We start from the raw sequence: 16,400 nt of genomic DNA on the forward strand, positions 1-16,400 counted from the left end.
GCCCCTGCATCCCCCCCAGCCCCCTCCCGTGCGGTCCGCCGCGGCGGCTGGCACTGGCTGCGCTGGCCGCTGCTGATCGGCATCTGGGGCGCCGTGGCGCTTGCCCTGCTGCTGCTGGTCTTCGCCTGGGACCTGCCGCGGCCGGACAGCCTGCCGGCCGCGACGCGCCGCCCCTCCGTCACCCTGCTCGCCGCCGATGGATCCATGCTGGCGACCCAGGGCGACCTGTACGGGGAGACCGTCCGCCTGCGCGACCTGCCCGCGCATCTTCCCGCCGCGCTGATGGCGGTGGAGGACCGCCGCTTCCGCAGCCACTTCGGCATCGACCCCTGGGGCCTGGCCCGCGCCGCCCTGGCCAATTGGCGGGCCGGGGAGGTGGTGCAGGGCGGCTCCACCCTCACCCAGCAGCTCGCCAAGAACCTGTTCCTGACGCCGGAGCGCAATTTCCGCCGCAAGGCGCAGGAGGCCCTGCTGGCGCTCTGGCTCGAGCGCCGCTTCACCAAGGACCAGCTGCTCGAGATCTATCTCAACCGGGTCTATCTCGGCGCCGGCGCCTATGGCGTCGATGCCGCCTCCCGGCTGTTCTTCGGCATTCCCGCCCGGCGGCTGGCGCTCTGGCAATCGGCGCTGCTCGCCGGCCTGCCCAAGGCGCCCTCCCGCTACAACCCGCGCGCCGCGCCGGACCTCGCCGTCGCCCGCGCGGCGGAGGTGCTGGAGGCGATGCTCGACAACCACGCCATCACCGAGCAGCAGCGCGATGCCGAGCTGTCCCGCATGCGGCTGCCGCCGCCGGGCAGCCGCCAGGCCGGCTGGTTCGCCGACTGGGCGCTGGAGGACCTGGCCGAGGCCTTCCCCGGCAATGCCGACCTCACCCTCCGCGCCACCCTCGACGCGCGGCTGCAGGCGGCGGTGGAGGCGCGGCTCGAGGCGCTGCTTGCCGGCCCCGGCGCCCGGGCCGGGGTCAGCCAGGGGGCGGTGCTGGTGATGGATGCCGCCTCGGGCGCCATCCGCGCCATGGCCGGCGGCCGGGACTACCGCGCCAGCCAGTTCAACCGCGCGACCAGCGCTCGCCGCCAGCCCGGCTCCGCCTTCAAGCCGATCTACTTCCTCGCCGCGCTGGAACATGGCATGGCGCCGGACGACCTCGTCGCCGACACGCCGCTCAGCCTCGGCGGCTGGTCGCCCGGCAACGGCACCTGGCGCCCGCGCGGCGAGATCACGCTGGAGGAAGCACTGGCCAATTCGGTGAATACCGCCAGCGTCCGGGTGCTGCTGAAGGCCGGCGGCCCGCGCGCCGCGATGGAGATGGCCACGCGACTCGGCGTCGAGGGGCGCTTCCCGAACGATGCCTCGCTGGCCCTGGGGACCGGGGAGGTGACCCTGATCGACCTCGCCACCGGCTATGCCGCCATCGCCAATGGCGGGCTGCGCGTCACCCCGCACGGCATCGCCAGCGCCGCCACCGCCGGGGGCCGCGCCGCGCCGGTCGCCCGCGCCGCGCCGCGCCGGGTCGTCGCGGCCGAGCACGCCGCGGCGCTGCGCCGGATGCTGGAAGCCGTGGTCGCCCGCGGCAGCGGCCGCGCCGCCGCCATCCCCGGCCGCGCCGTCGCCGGCAAGACCGGCACGACGCAGGACTTCCGCGACGCCTGGTTCATGGGCATGGTCGGCAGCCGGGTCATCGGCATCTGGCTCGGCAACGACGACGCGCGGCCGATGGACGATGTCCGCGGCGGCACCCTGCCGGCCCGGCTCTTCCGGGACGTGGCGGAGATCCTGCCGTGAGTAGGGGGTGCCTTCCGCGCCCAGGCGCGATACACGGGTGTCCATGACGGGCCAGGAAATTCTACCGATGGATCCCGAGGTGGCGAAGCTTGCTCCCCACGCCCGGCGAATGACGGCCGTCGCCACCCTGGCGCGGCCGGTGCAGCACGATATCAACAACCTGCTGACCGTGGTCTTCGCCAATCTCGAACTGCTGAAACGCACCGCCGCGGTGGGCGGGCCGCAACGCCAGCTCGACCGCATCAATGAGGCCGCGCGACGGCTGGATGGCTCGACCCGCGCCCTGCTGACCCTGCTCCGCCGGCCGACCGGCCTGCCCGGCCGGGTCAGCCTCTCGGAGGCGCTGTCCAGCCTGCAGCCGCTGCTGCTGCTGCTGCTGCCCAGCGCCAGCGGCCTGGTCCTGGACATGGCGCCGGAGGATCCGCCGGTGCTGCTGGACCGCGCCGCGCTGGAGGATGCGCTGCTCACCCTGGCGCAGCAGGCGGCCGAGCTGATGCCACGCGGCGGCGGGCTGGCGCTGACGCTGTCGCATGCCGATGGCCAGGTCACGCTCGCCGTCGCCATGCCGGATGGGCTGGAGCCGCCGGCGCTGGCCGGGCTGGCCGCCCTGGCCGAGGCCGCCGGCGGCCAGGCCGAGACGGCGCCCGGCCGTCTCCGCATCAGCCTGCCGGCACTGCCGCCCGCCGGCTGACGGCGGCGGCGCCCGGGCGCCGTCTTGTTGTGCAGCGACCGCCCGTTCCGCTCGCAGCCACGGGTTTGCGAGGCCGGAAGGCCGCAAGCCGCCGCTTCGCTTTCATCCTTGTCTCTGCTATCGCCGCAGGACCGGCAAGCGGGCCGGGGTGGCGGCAGGCGCATCAAACGTTGCGCCCTGCACCCCCCTGGCGCAGCATTTGCTGGACAAGCAGGGACAGGGATCCGCCCCACCGAGGGCTGGACACAACGGGAGACGGAATTGATGCCCCACTTCGGGCTTTTCTTGAAGCGTGCCTTGGGTGCCGCCGCACTCGGCTGCGCCATGCTGCTGCCGGGCCTCGCCCAGGCCCAGCCGGCGCCGACCAATGCCTCCAATACCTTCGATGCGGTCCGCGCCCGTGGCCAGCTCATCTGCGGCGTGACCACCGGCCTGGCCGGCTTCGCCCAGCCGGATAGCCAGGGCGTCTGGCGCGGCTTCGATGCCGACTACTGCCGCGCCATCGCCGCCGCCATCTTCGGCGACCCGTCCAAGGTGCGCTTCGTCCCGACCACCGCCCAGGTACGCTTCACCGCCCTGCAATCCGGTGAGGTCGACGTCCTCGCGCGCAACACCACCTGGACCCTGTCCCGCGACACCGCGCTCGGCCTCGACTTCGCCGCGACCAATTTCTTCGATGGCCAGGGCTTCATGGTGAAGACCAGCCTCGGGGTGAAATCCGCCAAGGAGCTGGATGGCGCGACCATCTGCGTCCAGCCCGGCACCACCACGGAACAGAACCTCACCGACTGGTCGCGCGCCAGCCGGGTCCGCTTCACCCCGGTGGTGATCGAGCGGCTGGAGGAACTCGTCTCCGCCTATATCGCCGGCCGCTGCGACGCCTATACGACCGACGTCTCCGGCCTCGCCGCCACCCGCTCCGCCCAGCCGAAGCCGGAGGATCACCTGATCCTGCCCGAGGTCATCAGCAAGGAGCCGCTGGCCGTCGGCGTCCGCCAGGGCGATGCCCGCTTCGCCGACGTGGTCCGCTGGACCCATTTCCTACTGCTGAGCGCCGAGGAATTCGGCATCACCCAGGCCAATGTGCAGCAGATGACGAACGACCCGCGGCCGGAGGTGCAGCGCATCCTCGGCAAGAACGGCGAACTCGGGAAGATGCTCGGCCTGGACAACCTCTGGGCGATCAACGTCATCAAGGCGGTCGGCAATTACGGTGAGGTCTTCGCCCGCCACCTGACGCCGATCGGCATCCAGCGCGGGCCGAATGCGCTCTGGACGACGCCGGGCGGGCTGCAATACTCGCCGCCCTTCCGCTGAGCCTACCGAAGCCGGGCGGCGACGCCCGGCTTCCCCTTGCCTGCCGCTGACGGCCTGGACGAGAAGGCGCGCCGATGTCCCAGACCACCATTGACCCCCGATCGCTCCGCGCCCCGCCCCGCCGGCCCATAAGGCTGTCCTGGTCGGATGAACGGGTGCGCGCCATCGTCTGGCAGATCCTCGTCGTCGGCCTGCTCGGCAGCATCGTCTGGTGGCTGTGGTCGAATACCGTCCACAACCTCGAGGTGCGGCGGATCGCCACCGGCTTCGGCTTCCTCAACCGGGAAGCCGGGCTGCCGATCGCCGAGAATCTGATCCCCTACAGCCCGACCGATACCTATTTCCGCGCCCTGCTGATCGGCCTGCTGAACACGCTGAAGGTCGCCGTCGTCGGCATCATCCTGGCGACCATCTTCGGCACGCTGATCGGCATCGCCCGGCTGTCGAAGAACTGGTTGCTGTCGAAGATCGCCGGCGTCTACATCGAGGTCATCCGCGACCTGCCGCTGCTGCTGCAGCTGCTGTTCTGGTACGCCATCCTGCAGGCGCTGCCGGGGCCGCGCCAGGCGATCAACCCGGTCGCCGGCGTGTTCCTGTCGAACCGCGGGCTGAAGCTGCCCTGGATCGAATGGCAGGACGCGCATTCCTATGCGCTGCTCGCCTTCGTCCTCGGGCTTGCCTATACGCTGCTGTACCGGCGCGACGCGATCAAGAAGCGGATCCTGGACGGCAAGCCGCGGCCGGTCTGGCCGATCGCCGTCGGCTGCATCCTCGTCCTTCCGCTGGTCGTCTGGTACGCCGCCGGCGCCCCCTTCGTGGTGGACTGGCCGGCGCTGCGCGGCTTCAACTTCCGCGGCGGGCTGAACATGAGCCCGGAATATTTCGCGTTGCTGCTCGGCCTGACCATGTACACCGCCGGCTTCATCGCCGAGATCGTGCGGTCCGGCATCCAGGCGGTGCCGCATGGGCAGTGGGAAGCGGCCCAGGCGCTCGGCCTTCGCCCGGGTTCGGTGCTGAAGCTGGTGGTCATGCCGCAGGCGCTGCGCGTCATCATCCCGCCGATGACCAGCCAGTACCTGAACATCACCAAGAACAGCAGCCTGGCCGTGGCGATCGGCTACCAGGACATCGTCAGCATCGCCAATACGACGCTGAACCAGACCGGCCAGGCGATCGAGGGCATCGCCATCATCATGGTGGTCTACCTGACCATCAGCCTGTCGATCAGCCTGTTCATGAACTGGTACAACGCGCGCATCGCGCTGGTGGAGAGGTGACGTGATGCGCGCATTGTCATTGATCCGCTTCGCTGGCCCGAGGGCCGGCTACGAGGCGAAAATAGCCCTGGTGGAGCGCTGAGCCATGAGCGACGTCACCCTCAATGCCGCCGCCACCGTGCCGGAAGCCGCCCCCCGGTCCGCGCCGCTGACCCAGGTCGGCTTCGTCGGCTGGGTCCGCACCAACCTGTTCTCCGGCTGGCTTTCCACCGCGGTCACCCTGGTGCTGGCCTATTTCATCATCCGCTGGGCGATCGGCTTCTTCGACTGGGCCGTGGTCCAGGCGGTCTGGTCGGTGCCGGACAACCAGACCCAGGCCTGCCGGGATGCCCGCGGGGTCGGCGCCTGCTGGGCGGTGATCACGGAGAAGCACCGCTTCATCCTGTTCGGCACCTACCCGTACGAGGAGCACTGGCGCCCGGCGCTCTGCGTCGTGCTCTTCGTCGCGCTCTACATCGTCTCGGCGATGCGGCGCTTCTGGCGGCCGTCGCTGGCGCTGGTCTGGGTCGGCGTGCTGACCCTGATCGGCGTGCTGATGTGGGGCGGCGTGCTCGGCATGCCCTATGTCCCGCAGGAGCGCTGGGGCGGCCTCGTCATCACCCTGATCCTGGCGACCTTCGGGCTCGCCTTCGCCTTCCCGCTCGCCATCGTCGTGGCGCTCGGGCGGCGGTCCAACCTGCCGGCGATCAAGGCGATCTGCGTGCTGTACGTGGAGCTGATCCGCGGCGTGCCGCTCATCAGCCTGCTGTTCATGGCCAGCGTGATGTTCCCGCTGTTCCTGCCGGAGGGCATGAACGTCGACAAGCTGCTGCGGGCGCAGATCGCCATCATCCTCTTTGCCGGGGCCTATCTGGCGGAGGTGGTGCGCGGCGGGCTGCAGGCGCTGCCGAAGGGGCAATACGAGGCGGCCGATGCGCTCGGCCTGTCCTACTGGCACAAGACCGGCTTCATCATCCTGCCGCAGGCGCTGCGGCTGGTGATCCCGCCGCTGGTCAATACCTTCATCGGCTTCTTCAAGGACACGTCGCTGGTGCTGATCATCGGCATCTTCGACCTGCTGACCGCCGGCAAGACCGCGATCATCGAGCCGGCCTGGCAGGGCTTCGGCGTCGAGGTCTACCTGACGGTCGGCGCCATCTACTTCGTCTTCTGCTTCGCCATGAGCAAGTACAGCCAGAGCCTGGAAGCCGAACTCAACCGCCATCGCGTGCGGTAAGGGGACACACGAGATGAGCGAGACCCTGGACCACGTCGCCTCCACCGCCCGCACCGATGCGCCGCCGGCCATCCTGCTGGACAAGGTCAACAAGTGGTACGGCGCCATGCATGTGCTGCGCGACGTCTCCCTGAACGTCGCCCTGGGGGAGCGGGTGGTGGTCTGCGGCCCCTCGGGCTCCGGCAAGTCCACCATGATCCGCTGCATCAACCGGCTGGAGACGCATCAGGAAGGCGTCATCAAGGTCAACGGCATCGAGCTGTCGGATGACGTGAAGGCGCTGGACGACATCCGCCGCGAGGTCGGCATGGTGTTCCAGAGCTTCAACCTCTTCCCCCATCTCACCATCCTCGAGAACTGCACCCTGGCGCCGATCTGGGTCCGCCGGATGCCGAAGAAGGAGGCCGAGGCGCTGGCGATGGAGTACCTGACCAAGGTGCGCATCCCGGAACAGGCGAAGAAGTACCCCGGCCAGCTTTCCGGCGGGCAGCAGCAGCGGGTCGCCATCGCCCGGGCGCTCTGCATGAAGCCGAAGATCATGCTCTTCGACGAACCCACCTCCGCGCTCGACCCCGAGATGATCAAGGAGGTGCTGGACACCATGGTCAGCCTCGCCGAGACCGGCATGACCATGATCTGCGTGACGCATGAGATGGGCTTCGCCCGGCAGGTGGCGGACCGGGTGGTCTTCATGGACCGGGGCGAGATCGTCGAGATGGGCACCCCGACCCAGGTCTTCGAGACGCCGCAGACGGAACGGCTGAAGTTGTTCCTCAGCCAGATCCTGCGGGGGCACTGAGACGTCAGGGGGGATGCCCTTGCATCCCCCCTGGACTCGGGCCTATGCGTGCCGACCTTCGCACCCCCCGGGGCCCCTGATCCCTTGACCGATTCCCACGACGCCGGCAGCCGGCGGCCTCTGACCCCTGCCATGATCCTGGGCGTGCTCGGGGTGGTCTACGGGGATATCGGCACCAGCCCGCTCTATGCGCTGAAGGCCTCCGTCCTGCATTTCGCCGCCGATGGGGTGGAACGCTGGGAGGTGCTGGGGCTGCTCAGCCTGATCTTCTGGTCGCTGATCCTCACCGTCACCATCAAATACGTCGTCTTCGTCCTGCGCGCCGACAACCGCGGGGAGGGGGGCATCCTGGCGCTGATGGCCCTGGCCCAGCGCTGCTGCCGGACCGAGCGCGGCCGCTGGTGGGTGGCCCTGGTCGGCATGGCCGGCGCTTGCCTGTTCTTCGGCGACGGCATCATCACCCCGGCGATTTCCGTGCTCTCGGCGGTGGAGGGGCTGAAGGTCGTCTCCTCCGGCTTCGAGGAGGCGGTGATCCCGCTCTCGATCGTCATCCTGATCGGGCTCTTCGTCTTCCAGTATCGCGGCACCGGCAGCATGGGGGCCATCTTCGGCCCGATCTGCGCCCTGTGGTTCGCCACCATCGGCATCCTCGGCCTGGTCGAGGTGGTGCGGGAGCCGGAGGTGCTGGTGGCGCTGTCGCCGACCTATGCGATCCATTTCTGCTACGTCTACAAGCTGGCCGCCTTCATCGCCATGGGCAGCGTCGTGCTGGCGGTGACGGGGGCGGAGGCGCTGTATGCCGACATGGGCCATTTCGGCAAAAGGCCGATCCAGGTCGCCTGGATGGCCTTCGTGCTGCCGGCACTGGCGCTGAACTACTTCGGCCAGGGGGCGCTGCTGCTGTCCAATCCGGCGGCGCTGGAGAACCCCTTCTTCCTGCTGGCGCCGGAGTGGTTCCGCCTGCCGCTGGTGGTGCTGGCGACGGCGGCGACCATCATCGCCAGCCAGGCGATGATCTCGGGCGCCTATTCGATCGCCCGGCAATGCGTCCAGCTCGGCTTCTCGCCGCGGCTCGAGGTGCGGCATACCAGCGTGACCGAGGAGGGGCAGATCTACCTGCCGCAGGTGAATTTCGCGCTGCTGATCGGCGTGGTCATCCTGGTGCTGGAATTCCGCAACTCGGACAGCCTGGCGGCGGCCTATGGCATCGCGGTGACGGGCACCTTCGTCTGCACCTCCTGCCTCGCGCTGCTGGTCTTCCACCGGCAGTTCGGCTGGTCCCTGGCGCTGACCCTGGCGGTCTTCGCCCCGCTGCTGGCGCTGGATGCGGTCTTCTTCATCGCCAACGTGCTGAAGATCCCGGATGGCGGCTATGTGCCGCTGGTGCTGGGCGGCATCCTGATGATCCTGATGAATACCTGGTACCGCGGCCGGCAGCTGCTGTTTGCCCGGTTCCGCCAGGACAGCCTGCCGCTGAAGTCCTTCCTCGCCCGGCTGCCGCAGTCCCGCACCATCCGGGTGCCGGGCATCGCCGTCTTCATGACCGGGCAGGCCGACTATGTCCCCGGCGCGCTGCTGCACAACCTGAAGCACAACAAGGTGCTGCATGAGCGCGTGATGTTCGTGACGGTGCTGAACGAGGACGTGCCCCAGGTGGGGCCTGAGCGGCGGCGGGAGGTCCAGGAACTGGGCGCCGGCATCCACCGCGTCATTATCCGCTACGGCTTCCAGGAGAGCCCGAACATCCCGCGCGAGCTGGAAAGCCTGCGCGAGGAGGGGGTCGCCTTCGACCCGATGCAGTCCAGCTACTTCCTGGGGCGGGAGACGCTGGTGCAGGCAGTGGTGCCGAAGATGTCCCGCTGGCGGCAGTGGCTCTTCACCCTCATGTCCCGCAATGCGGTGCCGGCGACCGAGTTCTTCCGCATCCCCTCCGACCGGGTGGTGGAGCTGGGGGTTCGTGTCGCCATCTGAACCAAGGCGGTGCCTGGGCGTTTGCGCTGCTCTCGCCGGCATGGCGGGTGGAGGGTTGAAGCGCCGATGCCCCTGGTAACCCTGGTGATGGCCAATGGGCCCGGCTTCCCGCTGGGCAGCGCGGAGCACCGGTACGAGCTGACGGTGGCGCTGACGCCGGGCGGGATGCTGGACCCCATGGCCTGGCTGGCCGACCCCAATCCCTGGCCGCTGGTGCGGACCTGGCCGGGCGAGGCGCCGCGCCCCGGCGACGTGCAGTGGGATGAGGAGACCGGCTGGTTCCTGCGGATCTTCCCGGTCGGGGGCGAGACTCAGGATGCCCCGCTGCATGCGCTGATCCGCAACGCCGGACAGCTTCGTCCCGGGGAATACGTGACGATCCGGGAAGCGCAGGGCAGCGAATACGGCTGGCGGGTCGTCGGCGTCGGCTAGCGCCGCAATGTGGCGTGCCAGCGGAACAGGCCGATGGCGCCGGCGGTCAGCAGCCGGTGCCGCAGGAGCCACACCTCCGCTTCGGTGATCAGGGCAAGCGCCTCGGATCGGGGGGTACGCTGGGGCTGGCCACGCAGGCTGCCGATCAGCCGGGCCCAGCCTTCGGTCACCGCGGCGCATTGGCGGGGCCCGGCATCCTCCGCCACATGCAGCTGGAAGCCGGCGGCCTGGATCGAGGCCTCCGCCGCCTGGCGGACGGGGGGCAGGCCGGGGCGGCCCTCCAGCGCCAGCCAGCGGTCGAGCGCCGGGCGATGCGCCGCGGCGGCGGGGCCGGCGACGATATCCAGCAGCACAAGCTGGGCATCCGGCTTCAGCGCCGCGGCCAGGGCGGGCAGCAGGGTGGCGAAGCTGCCGCCGCCGGCCGTCGGTTCCAGCGCCAGGGCGTGGTGGTGGTACTGCTTGCGGAAGGCCGGGGCCTCCGGCTGCCAGGGCAGAACCGTGGCGCGGCGGCCGAAGGCGCGCAGGCGATGCTGCATGTGCTCCGCCATCCGGGCATCCTGCTGGTGGGCGGCGACCCAGGCGCCGCGCTGGCCGACGACGGTGGCGGCCGCGCCGCCGCCATCCCGGCCGACCAGCAGCAGGGTGGTGGCGGGGGAAAGCGGCAGCAGGCCGGAGAGGCGCTGGATCTCCGCCACGCCACCGGGCAGCAGGCAGCCATCCTCCCAGAGCCGGTCGGCCCATCCGGCGCGGGCGAGGGCGACGGTATCGGCCGCCGGTGCGCCGGGTGCCGGCGCCAGAGCCTCCGCCACCGGCCGGGGCGGCGGGGCGAGGGCGGCCTGGGGCGGGAGGGCATCGGCCGGCAGCCCGGCCAGCCGGTCCGCCACGGTCCGCAGCAGGCCGGAAAGGCAGCGGGAGGCACGCGCCGGCAGCTCGGCCAGGATGCCGCGAAGCCGGCCCGGTGGCCGCAGCCTCGCCAGGGAGGCGGTCAGCGCGGCGGTCAGCGCCGGCATGGGAGCTTGGTCATGGGAGCCTGATCATGGGGGCCGACATGAGGGCCGGATCATGGGGAAGCTGCCCTATCCTGCGCGATGGAGCCGCAGCAGACCACGCGCTCGGTGAAGGAAGCGTTGCCGCCGCCGGGGCAGGGGGCTATTCCGGGCGGATCATGCCCGATACCCCTTTCCCCATCCGCTATGTCGCCAAGAACATGCGGCTGGACCTGCGGCTGATCGCCGACATGGTCACGCCCGGGGCGACGGTGCTGGATATCGGCTGCGGCGACGGCGCGCTGCTGGCGCATCTGACCGCCGAGAAGGGCGCCGATGCCCGTGGCATCGAGATCGACATGGCCGAGGCGACGCGGGCGGTGGCGGCCGGGCTCGCCGTCATCCATGGCGATGCCGACCACGACCTCGCCTCCTACCCCGACGGCGCCTTCGACTACGTGGTGCTGTCGCGCACCCTGCAGGCGGTGGAACGGCCGCGCGAGGTGCTGCGGCAGATGCTGCGGATCGGCCGCCGGGCGATCGTCAGCTTCCCGAATTTCGGCCATTGGCTGGTGCGCTGGCAGCTGCTGTCCACCGGCCGGATGCCGATGACCGAGACCTGGCACCGCGGCTGGTACGAGACGCCGAATATCCACCCCTGCACCATCCGCGACTTCTTCGACCTCTGCGCCCTGGATGGCTACGTGGTCGAGCAATGGCTGGCGGTGGACGAGCGGGGGCTGAAGGCGCCGTGGCGGCGGGCCGCCCGGCTGGCGAACCTGTTCGGGGAACAGGCGCTGTTCCTGCTCCGCCGGGGCTGACGCGCGTCAGGCGAAGCGGACCAGCACCACCGCCGCGGCCACCATCTGCGCGAGGTTCAGTCCGACCGACAACCGGTGGGCACGATCGAAGCGTGGCTTCGCGGCGGCATCACCGGCCTGGGCGGCATCGGACAGGCGGTTGATCCGCGGCATCAGCCCCTGCCGCAGCCAAGCGGTCAGCCCGGCGACCAGGGCCATGACGACGGCATCGGCCGGCCGGAGCGGCAGCAGCGCGACCGCCGCGGCGGCCGAGCAGGCAAGCACCCAGAGGTAGTAGACCGGGAAAAGCTGCCGGATGAAGCGTCCGGCCCATTCCGGCGGCAGCCGGGTGAAGACCAGCGGCGCCACGCCGGCGGCGAAGAAGGCCATGCCGCCGAACAGCAGCGACAGGGCGAGGAGGGCGATGGCGGACAGGATCATGCGGCAGCGGAGATGGCTCCGCCGCCGCATCTGGCAAGTCTCAGATCTGGCAAGCCTCAGTAGCGGTACTGCTCGGCCTTGAACGGGCCCTGCTCGGACACGCCGATGTAGCTGGCCTGCGCCTGCGTCAGCTTGGTGAGCTTGGCGCCGACCTTGTCGAGGTGGAGGGCGGCGACCTTCTCATCCAGGTGCTTCGGCAGGACGTAGACCTTGTTCTCGTACTTGCCCGGGTTGGTCCAGATGTCGATCTGCGCCAGCGTCTGGTTGGTGAAGCTGGCGGACATGACGAAGCTGGGGTGGCCGGTCGCATTGCCGAGGTTCACCAGCCGGCCCTCGGAGAGCAGGATGATGCGCTTGCCGTCGGGGAACTCGATCTCGTCGACCTGCGGCTTGATGTTGGTCCACTTGTAGTTCTTCAGCGCCGCGACCTGGATCTCGCTGTCGAAGTGGCCGATGTTGCAGACGATGGCGCGGTGCTTCATCGCCCGCAGGTGGTCGATGGTGATGACGTCGACGTTGCCGGTCGCGGTCACGAAGATATCGGCGCGCGGCGCCGCATCCTCCATGGTCACGACCTCATAGCCTTCCATCGCCGCCTGCAGCGCGCAGATCGGGTCGGCCTCGGAGATCATCACCCGGCAGCCGGCATTGCGCAGCGAGGCGGCGCTGCCCTTGCCGACGTCACCGAAGCCCGCGACCATGGCGATCTTGCCGGACATCATCACGTCCGTGCCGCGGCGGATGCCGTCGACCAGGGATTCGCGGCAGCCGTAGAGGTTGTCGAACTTCGACTTGGTGACGCTGTCGTTCACGTTGATGGCGGGGAAGAGCAGCTTGCCTTCCTTGGCCATGACGTACAGGCGGTGGACGCCGGTGGTGGTCTCCTCGGAGACGCCCTTGATCGACTTGGCGAGCTTGGCGAACCAGCCCTTCTTCTCGACGATCAGCTTCTTGATGAGGGCGAAGAAGACCTCCTCCTCCTCGTTGGTCGCGCCATCGAGGAAGGCGACGTCGCCCTGTTCCGCGCGCAGGCCGTAGTGGACCAGCAGCGTCATGTCGCCGCCGTCGTCGAGCAGCATGTTCGGCTCGCCGCCGTCATGCCATTCGAGGGTCTTCTGCACGTAGTCCCAGTATTCCGGCAGGCTCTCGCCCTTCACGGCGAAGACCGGGGTGCCGGCGGCGGCGATGGCGGCCGCGGCGTGGTCCTGCGTCGAGAAGATGTTGCAGCTGCTCCAGCGGACATCGGCGCCGAGCGCCTTCAGCGTCTCGATCAGCACGGCGGTCTGGATGGTCATGTGCAGGCAGCCGGCGACGCGGGCGCCCTTCAGCGGCTGGCTGGGCCCGTATTCCTTCCGGACGGACATCAGGCCGGGCATCTCGTCCTCGGCCATCGCGATTTCCTTGCGGCCCCAATCGGCCAGCGAAAGGTCTTTCACGATGTAGTCAGGGGTGGCGGCCATGGTCTGGTTCCTCGATCTCGTCGCGGCGCCGTAGCACGCGGGCGCGGGGCTGGCCAGACTCTTCCGGTGAGGCATAAGGATATCTTTATGTTTGATGATATCCTGGGCGAAACTTGTCGCTGGCGGGAGACCGGCCGCTTTGCCAGGATGGCTCCTCGAATCTGGGCGAGGCACGCCGCAAGCGCCCGCCCCCGGGGAGGACTGTCCATGAAGCGAAGCCTGCTGGCGCTGGGCGCCGCGATGAGCCTGTGTTTTGCCGCCTCGGCCCAGCAGCCGCCGGTCCCAGGCTGGCAGCAGGGCAGGCCGGATAGCCAGGCCGCCTCGCCGCTCGCCCCCAATGCACCCCGCCTGACCGTGACCCCGCTGGCCCAGGTGCCGGTGGGGCGGCTGACCCTGCCGGAAGGCTTCAAGGCGGAGGTCTATGCGCATGGCATGCCCGGCGCCCGGATGATGGCGGTCGGCGCCAATGGCACGCTGTTCATCGGCACCCGCACCATCGGCCGGGTCTATGCGGTCAGCATGGAGAATGGCCAGCAGAAGGTGCGGACCATCGCCTCCGGCCTCAACAACCCCAATGGCATCGCCTTCCGCGACGGCGCGCTCTACGTCGTCGCCATCAACAAGGTGCTGCGCTTCGACGGGATCGAGGGGAAGCTGGATGCCCCGGGCACCCCGGTGGACCTGACCGCGGCCTTCGCCCTGCCGCCGGAGGAGCACCACGGCTGGAAGTTCATGACCTTCGGGCCGGACGGGAAGCTCTATATGCAGGTCGGCGCGCCCTGCAACATCTGCTCGGTCGATGAGAACCGGCATGCGGTGCTGCTGCGCTACAACCCGGACGGGACCGGGCGGGAAGTGGTGGCGCGCGGGGTGCGGAACAGCGTCGGCATGGCGCATCACCCGGCGACGGGCCAGCTCTGGTTCAGCAACAACGGCCGCGACTGGGCCGGCGAGGACGAGCCGGAGGATACGCTCGGCGTGGTGCAGAAGGTCGGCGAGCACTTCGGCTTCCCCTATTGCCACATGGGCTCCATGCAGGACCCGGATGTGAAGGGGCGTGAGTGTTCCGAATTCTCGGCGCCGGCGCTGCGGCTCGGCGCGCATACGGCGGCGCTCGGGATGCGCTTCTACACCGGCGACATGTTCCCGGCCGAGTACAAGAACAGCATGTTCATCGCCCGGCACGGGTCCTGGAACCGCACGCAGCGGGTCGGCTACGACGTGGTCCGGGTGACGCTCGATGCCCAGGGCAAGCCGACCCTGCATCCCTTCCTGGGCGGGCTGCTGGAGGGGAACAACTTCCTCGGCCGGCCGGCCGACGTGCAGCAGCTGCCGGACGGGTCCCTGCTGGTGAGCGACGAGCAGATGGGCGCCATCTACCGCATCACCTACGCCCGCTGATGCGGAGCCAGTGGATGGCGGCGGCCCTGGTGGCCGCCGCGATGGCCGGACCGGGCCAGGCCCAGACCGCGGGTGACGCGGCCACAGGCCAGGCGCTGGCGGCGGAGCGGAACTGCGGCAGCTGCCACGGCGCGGCGGGGATCTCGGCCATGCCGAACATCCCCTCGCTCGCCGGGCAGCCGGAGGAATTCATCACCTTGCAGATGATCCTGTTCCGCGAGCGGCTGCGCGATGCGCCGCCCATGCCGGACATGGCCCAGGGGCTGGAGGACGCCGAGGTGGAGGCGCTGGCCGCGCATTACGCCGGCCTGAAGCCGGGCCATGCCGAGGACCGGGCGCCGCGCGATGCCGCCCGCTACGCGGCCGGGGCGGCGTTGAGCGAGAAGCTGCGCTGCGGCATCTGCCACCTGCCGGACTACCGCGGCCGGGCGCAGATCCCCCGCATCACCGGGCAGCGGGAGGACTACCTGGCGCAATCCCTGACCCAGTACCGCGACGGCAAGCGGCACGGGACGGATACCAACATGAACGCCGTGGTCTATGGCGTCTCGGATGGGGATATCGCCGCGCTGGCGCATTACCTGGCCCAGCAGTAACCGGGTCCAGTTGTCGGAAGGGCTGGGCCGGGCTATCCCCGGCATCCGATGGATGCCCTGACTCGTCCCAGCACCGCCGCAGGCCCGCTGCCGGCCTATCGCGCCCGCGTCGCCGCCGGGCAGCTCAAGCCCGATGTCGCCCAGGCCCTGGCGGCCGAGACGCTGCAGGAGCTGTGGCGCCGGCTGCGCGGCTACGACCCGCATCCGGAAGCCCCGGAGGAGGCGGGCTTCCTGGCGCGCTTCCGCCGCCGCAAGCCGGTGCCCGAGGCGCCGGAGGGGACGCCGCAGGGGCTCTACCTCGTCGGCGAGGTGGGGCGGGGCAAGTCCATGCTGATGGACCTGTTCTTCGACTGCGCCGACGTCATCCGCAAGCGGCGCATCCACTTCCACCAGTTCATGCAGGATTGCCACCAGAGCATCCATGCCTGGAAGAAGCGCAACCCCGGCGAGGCGGATCCCATCCCGCCGCTGGCCGCCAGCATCGTCGCCGATGCCGCCCTGCTGTGCTTCGACGAATTCCAGGTGCATGACATCGCCGATGCGATGATCCTCGGCCGGCTGTTCGAGGCGCTGTTCGCCCGCGGCGTGGTGGTGGTGGCGACCAGCAACACCGCGCCGAGCGACCTGTTCAAGGGCAGGCCGGGCCGCGACGCCTTCCTGCCCTTCATCGCCCTGATCAACAAGCGGCTGAACGTCCTCTATCTCGAGGCCCAGCGGGACTACCGGCGGGAGCGCATCCGCGGCCTGCCGACCTGGCACAGCCCGGTGGATGGCCGGGCGGAGCGGGCGCTGGATGCCGCCTTCCTGGAGCTGACCGGGGTGGCGCGGGGCGAGCCGGTCAACCTCGGCGTGCTCGGCCGGCAGGTCGCCCTGCCGGAGGCGGCGCGCGGCGTGGCCCGGGCGGAATTCGACGACCTCTGCGGCAAGCCGCTGGGACCGGCGGATTTCCTGGCGGTGGCGACGCATTTCCACACGCTGGTGCTGGATGGGGTGCCCCGCCTGGGACCGGAGAATTTCGACCGGGCGCGCCGCTTCATCACCCTGGTCGATGCGCTCTACGAGCATCGCTGCAAGCTGGTGGCCTCGGCGCAGGCGACTCCGGACGCGCTGTACGAACAGGGCGAGAACGCCGCCATGTTCGAAAGAACCGCTAGTCGATTGATGGAAATGCAAAGTCAGGACTATCTCGCACTGCCGCATCTGACGTAATATCCGGCAATAAGGTTCACGG

Annotated in this window: 15 protein-coding genes; 12 read left to right on the top strand and 3 right to left on the bottom strand. The window is 69.8% G+C overall.

Translation table 11 applies throughout. From position 1 onward, the window contains the following. From AC0IW9_RS27430 to AC0IW9_RS27465, 8 genes are all read left to right on the top strand, one after another. A partial coding sequence (locus AC0IW9_RS27430; protein WP_471651481.1) for a transglycosylase domain-containing protein occupies positions 1-1,782 on the top strand: 1,782 nt, incomplete at its 5' end. A gap of 67 nt (positions 1,783-1,849) precedes the next feature. Beyond that, positions 1,850-2,473 (top strand): nitrogen regulation protein NR(II), encoded by a 624-nt coding sequence (locus tag AC0IW9_RS27435; RefSeq protein ID WP_471651482.1) that lies wholly within the window; start codon positions 1,850-1,852, stop codon positions 2,471-2,473. Between the two features lie 264 nt (positions 2,474-2,737). After that, positions 2,738-3,790 carry an amino acid ABC transporter substrate-binding protein gene (locus AC0IW9_RS27440; RefSeq protein ID WP_471651483.1) on the top strand — a complete coding sequence of 351 codons (1,053 nt, stop codon included), beginning with the start codon at positions 2,738-2,740 and terminating at the stop codon, positions 3,788-3,790. Between the two features lie 74 nt (positions 3,791-3,864). Continuing rightward, entirely contained in the window at positions 3,865-5,067 is a 1,203-nt protein-coding gene (locus tag AC0IW9_RS27445) for an amino acid ABC transporter permease (RefSeq protein WP_471651484.1), read from the top strand. An 85-nt stretch (positions 5,068-5,152) separates the two neighbouring features. Next, positions 5,153-6,283, top strand: coding sequence for an amino acid ABC transporter permease (locus AC0IW9_RS27450; protein ID WP_471651485.1), 1,131 nt, complete (start codon positions 5,153-5,155; stop codon positions 6,281-6,283). 13 nt (positions 6,284-6,296) lie between these two features. Beyond that, positions 6,297-7,082 (top strand): amino acid ABC transporter ATP-binding protein, encoded by a 786-nt coding sequence (locus tag AC0IW9_RS27455; RefSeq protein WP_471651486.1) that lies wholly within the window; start codon positions 6,297-6,299, stop codon positions 7,080-7,082. A gap of 132 nt (positions 7,083-7,214) precedes the next feature. Next, on the top strand, positions 7,215-9,053 hold the full coding sequence (locus AC0IW9_RS27460) for a potassium transporter Kup (protein WP_471651487.1): 1,839 nt from the start codon (positions 7,215-7,217) through the stop codon (positions 9,051-9,053). Between the two features lie 66 nt (positions 9,054-9,119). Further along, the gene (locus tag AC0IW9_RS27465; RefSeq protein WP_471651488.1) at positions 9,120-9,485 is read left to right on the top strand and encodes a hypothetical protein; all 366 of its coding nucleotides are present in this window, start codon (positions 9,120-9,122) and stop codon (positions 9,483-9,485) included. On the opposite strand, the gene AC0IW9_RS27470 is transcribed toward AC0IW9_RS27465, so the two are convergent. Beyond that, positions 9,482-10,495 carry a hypothetical protein gene (locus tag AC0IW9_RS27470; protein ID WP_471651489.1) on the bottom strand — a complete coding sequence of 338 codons (1,014 nt, stop codon included), beginning with the start codon at positions 10,493-10,495 and terminating at the stop codon, positions 9,482-9,484. The two genes, AC0IW9_RS27465 and AC0IW9_RS27470, sit on opposite strands and share 4 nt — an antisense overlap. A gap of 197 nt (positions 10,496-10,692) precedes the next feature. On the opposite strand from AC0IW9_RS27470, the gene metW reads away from it, so the two are divergent. Further along, the gene (gene metW / locus AC0IW9_RS27475) at positions 10,693-11,292 is read left to right on the top strand and encodes a methionine biosynthesis protein MetW (protein WP_471651508.1); all 600 of its coding nucleotides are present in this window, start codon (positions 10,693-10,695) and stop codon (positions 11,290-11,292) included. Positions 11,293-11,298: 6 nt separating this feature from the next. Here metW and AC0IW9_RS27480 read toward each other — a convergent pair whose 3' ends face one another. Both AC0IW9_RS27480 and ahcY read right to left on the bottom strand, forming a co-directional pair. Further along, positions 11,299-11,742 (bottom strand): DUF4149 domain-containing protein, encoded by a 444-nt coding sequence (locus tag AC0IW9_RS27480; protein WP_471651490.1) that lies wholly within the window; start codon positions 11,740-11,742, stop codon positions 11,299-11,301. Between the two features lie 26 nt (positions 11,743-11,768). Further along, the gene (gene ahcY, locus AC0IW9_RS27485) at positions 11,769-13,172 is read right to left on the bottom strand and encodes an adenosylhomocysteinase (protein ID WP_471651491.1); all 1,404 of its coding nucleotides are present in this window, start codon (positions 13,170-13,172) and stop codon (positions 11,769-11,771) included. Between the two features lie 207 nt (positions 13,173-13,379). On the opposite strand from ahcY, the gene AC0IW9_RS27490 reads away from it, so the two are divergent. Genes AC0IW9_RS27490 through zapE form a run of 3 tightly spaced genes read left to right on the top strand, consistent with a single transcriptional unit; the run spans position 13,380 to position 16,378 of the window. Then, on the top strand, positions 13,380-14,573 hold the full coding sequence (locus AC0IW9_RS27490) for a PQQ-dependent sugar dehydrogenase (RefSeq protein WP_471651492.1): 1,194 nt from the start codon (positions 13,380-13,382) through the stop codon (positions 14,571-14,573). A gap of 14 nt (positions 14,574-14,587) precedes the next feature. Then, entirely contained in the window at positions 14,588-15,169 is a 582-nt protein-coding gene (locus tag AC0IW9_RS27495; protein ID WP_471651493.1) for a c-type cytochrome, read from the top strand. A 48-nt stretch (positions 15,170-15,217) separates the two neighbouring features. Continuing rightward, on the top strand, positions 15,218-16,378 hold the full coding sequence (gene zapE, locus AC0IW9_RS27500) for a cell division protein ZapE (protein ID WP_471651494.1): 1,161 nt from the start codon (positions 15,218-15,220) through the stop codon (positions 16,376-16,378). Positions 16,379-16,400 lie beyond the last annotated feature (22 nt).

The organism is Belnapia sp. AC561 (assembly GCF_979252845.1).

Coding starts and splice junctions, on each gene's coding strand:
- AC0IW9_RS27495 (WP_471651493.1), top strand. CDS start 14,588: ATGGCGGCGGCCCTGGTGGCCGCCGCGATGGCCGGACCGGGCCAGGCC.
- AC0IW9_RS27470 (WP_471651489.1), bottom strand. CDS start 10,495: ATGCCGGCGCTGACCGCCGCGCTGACCGCCTCCCTGGCGAGGCTGCGG.
- ahcY (WP_471651491.1), bottom strand. CDS start 13,172: ATGGCCGCCACCCCTGACTACATCGTGAAAGACCTTTCGCTGGCCGAT.
- AC0IW9_RS27435 (WP_471651482.1), top strand. CDS start 1,850: ATGGATCCCGAGGTGGCGAAGCTTGCTCCCCACGCCCGGCGAATGACG.
- AC0IW9_RS27455 (WP_471651486.1), top strand. CDS start 6,297: ATGAGCGAGACCCTGGACCACGTCGCCTCCACCGCCCGCACCGATGCG.
- AC0IW9_RS27490 (WP_471651492.1), top strand. CDS start 13,380: ATGAAGCGAAGCCTGCTGGCGCTGGGCGCCGCGATGAGCCTGTGTTTT.
- zapE (WP_471651494.1), top strand. CDS start 15,218: ATGGATGCCCTGACTCGTCCCAGCACCGCCGCAGGCCCGCTGCCGGCC.
- AC0IW9_RS27460 (WP_471651487.1), top strand. CDS start 7,215: ATGATCCTGGGCGTGCTCGGGGTGGTCTACGGGGATATCGGCACCAGC.
- AC0IW9_RS27480 (WP_471651490.1), bottom strand. CDS start 11,742: ATGCGGCGGCGGAGCCATCTCCGCTGCCGCATGATCCTGTCCGCCATC.
- AC0IW9_RS27440 (WP_471651483.1), top strand. CDS start 2,738: ATGCCCCACTTCGGGCTTTTCTTGAAGCGTGCCTTGGGTGCCGCCGCA.
- metW (WP_471651508.1), top strand. CDS start 10,693: ATGCGGCTGGACCTGCGGCTGATCGCCGACATGGTCACGCCCGGGGCG.
- AC0IW9_RS27445 (WP_471651484.1), top strand. CDS start 3,865: ATGTCCCAGACCACCATTGACCCCCGATCGCTCCGCGCCCCGCCCCGC.
- AC0IW9_RS27465 (WP_471651488.1), top strand. CDS start 9,120: ATGCCCCTGGTAACCCTGGTGATGGCCAATGGGCCCGGCTTCCCGCTG.
- AC0IW9_RS27450 (WP_471651485.1), top strand. CDS start 5,153: ATGAGCGACGTCACCCTCAATGCCGCCGCCACCGTGCCGGAAGCCGCC.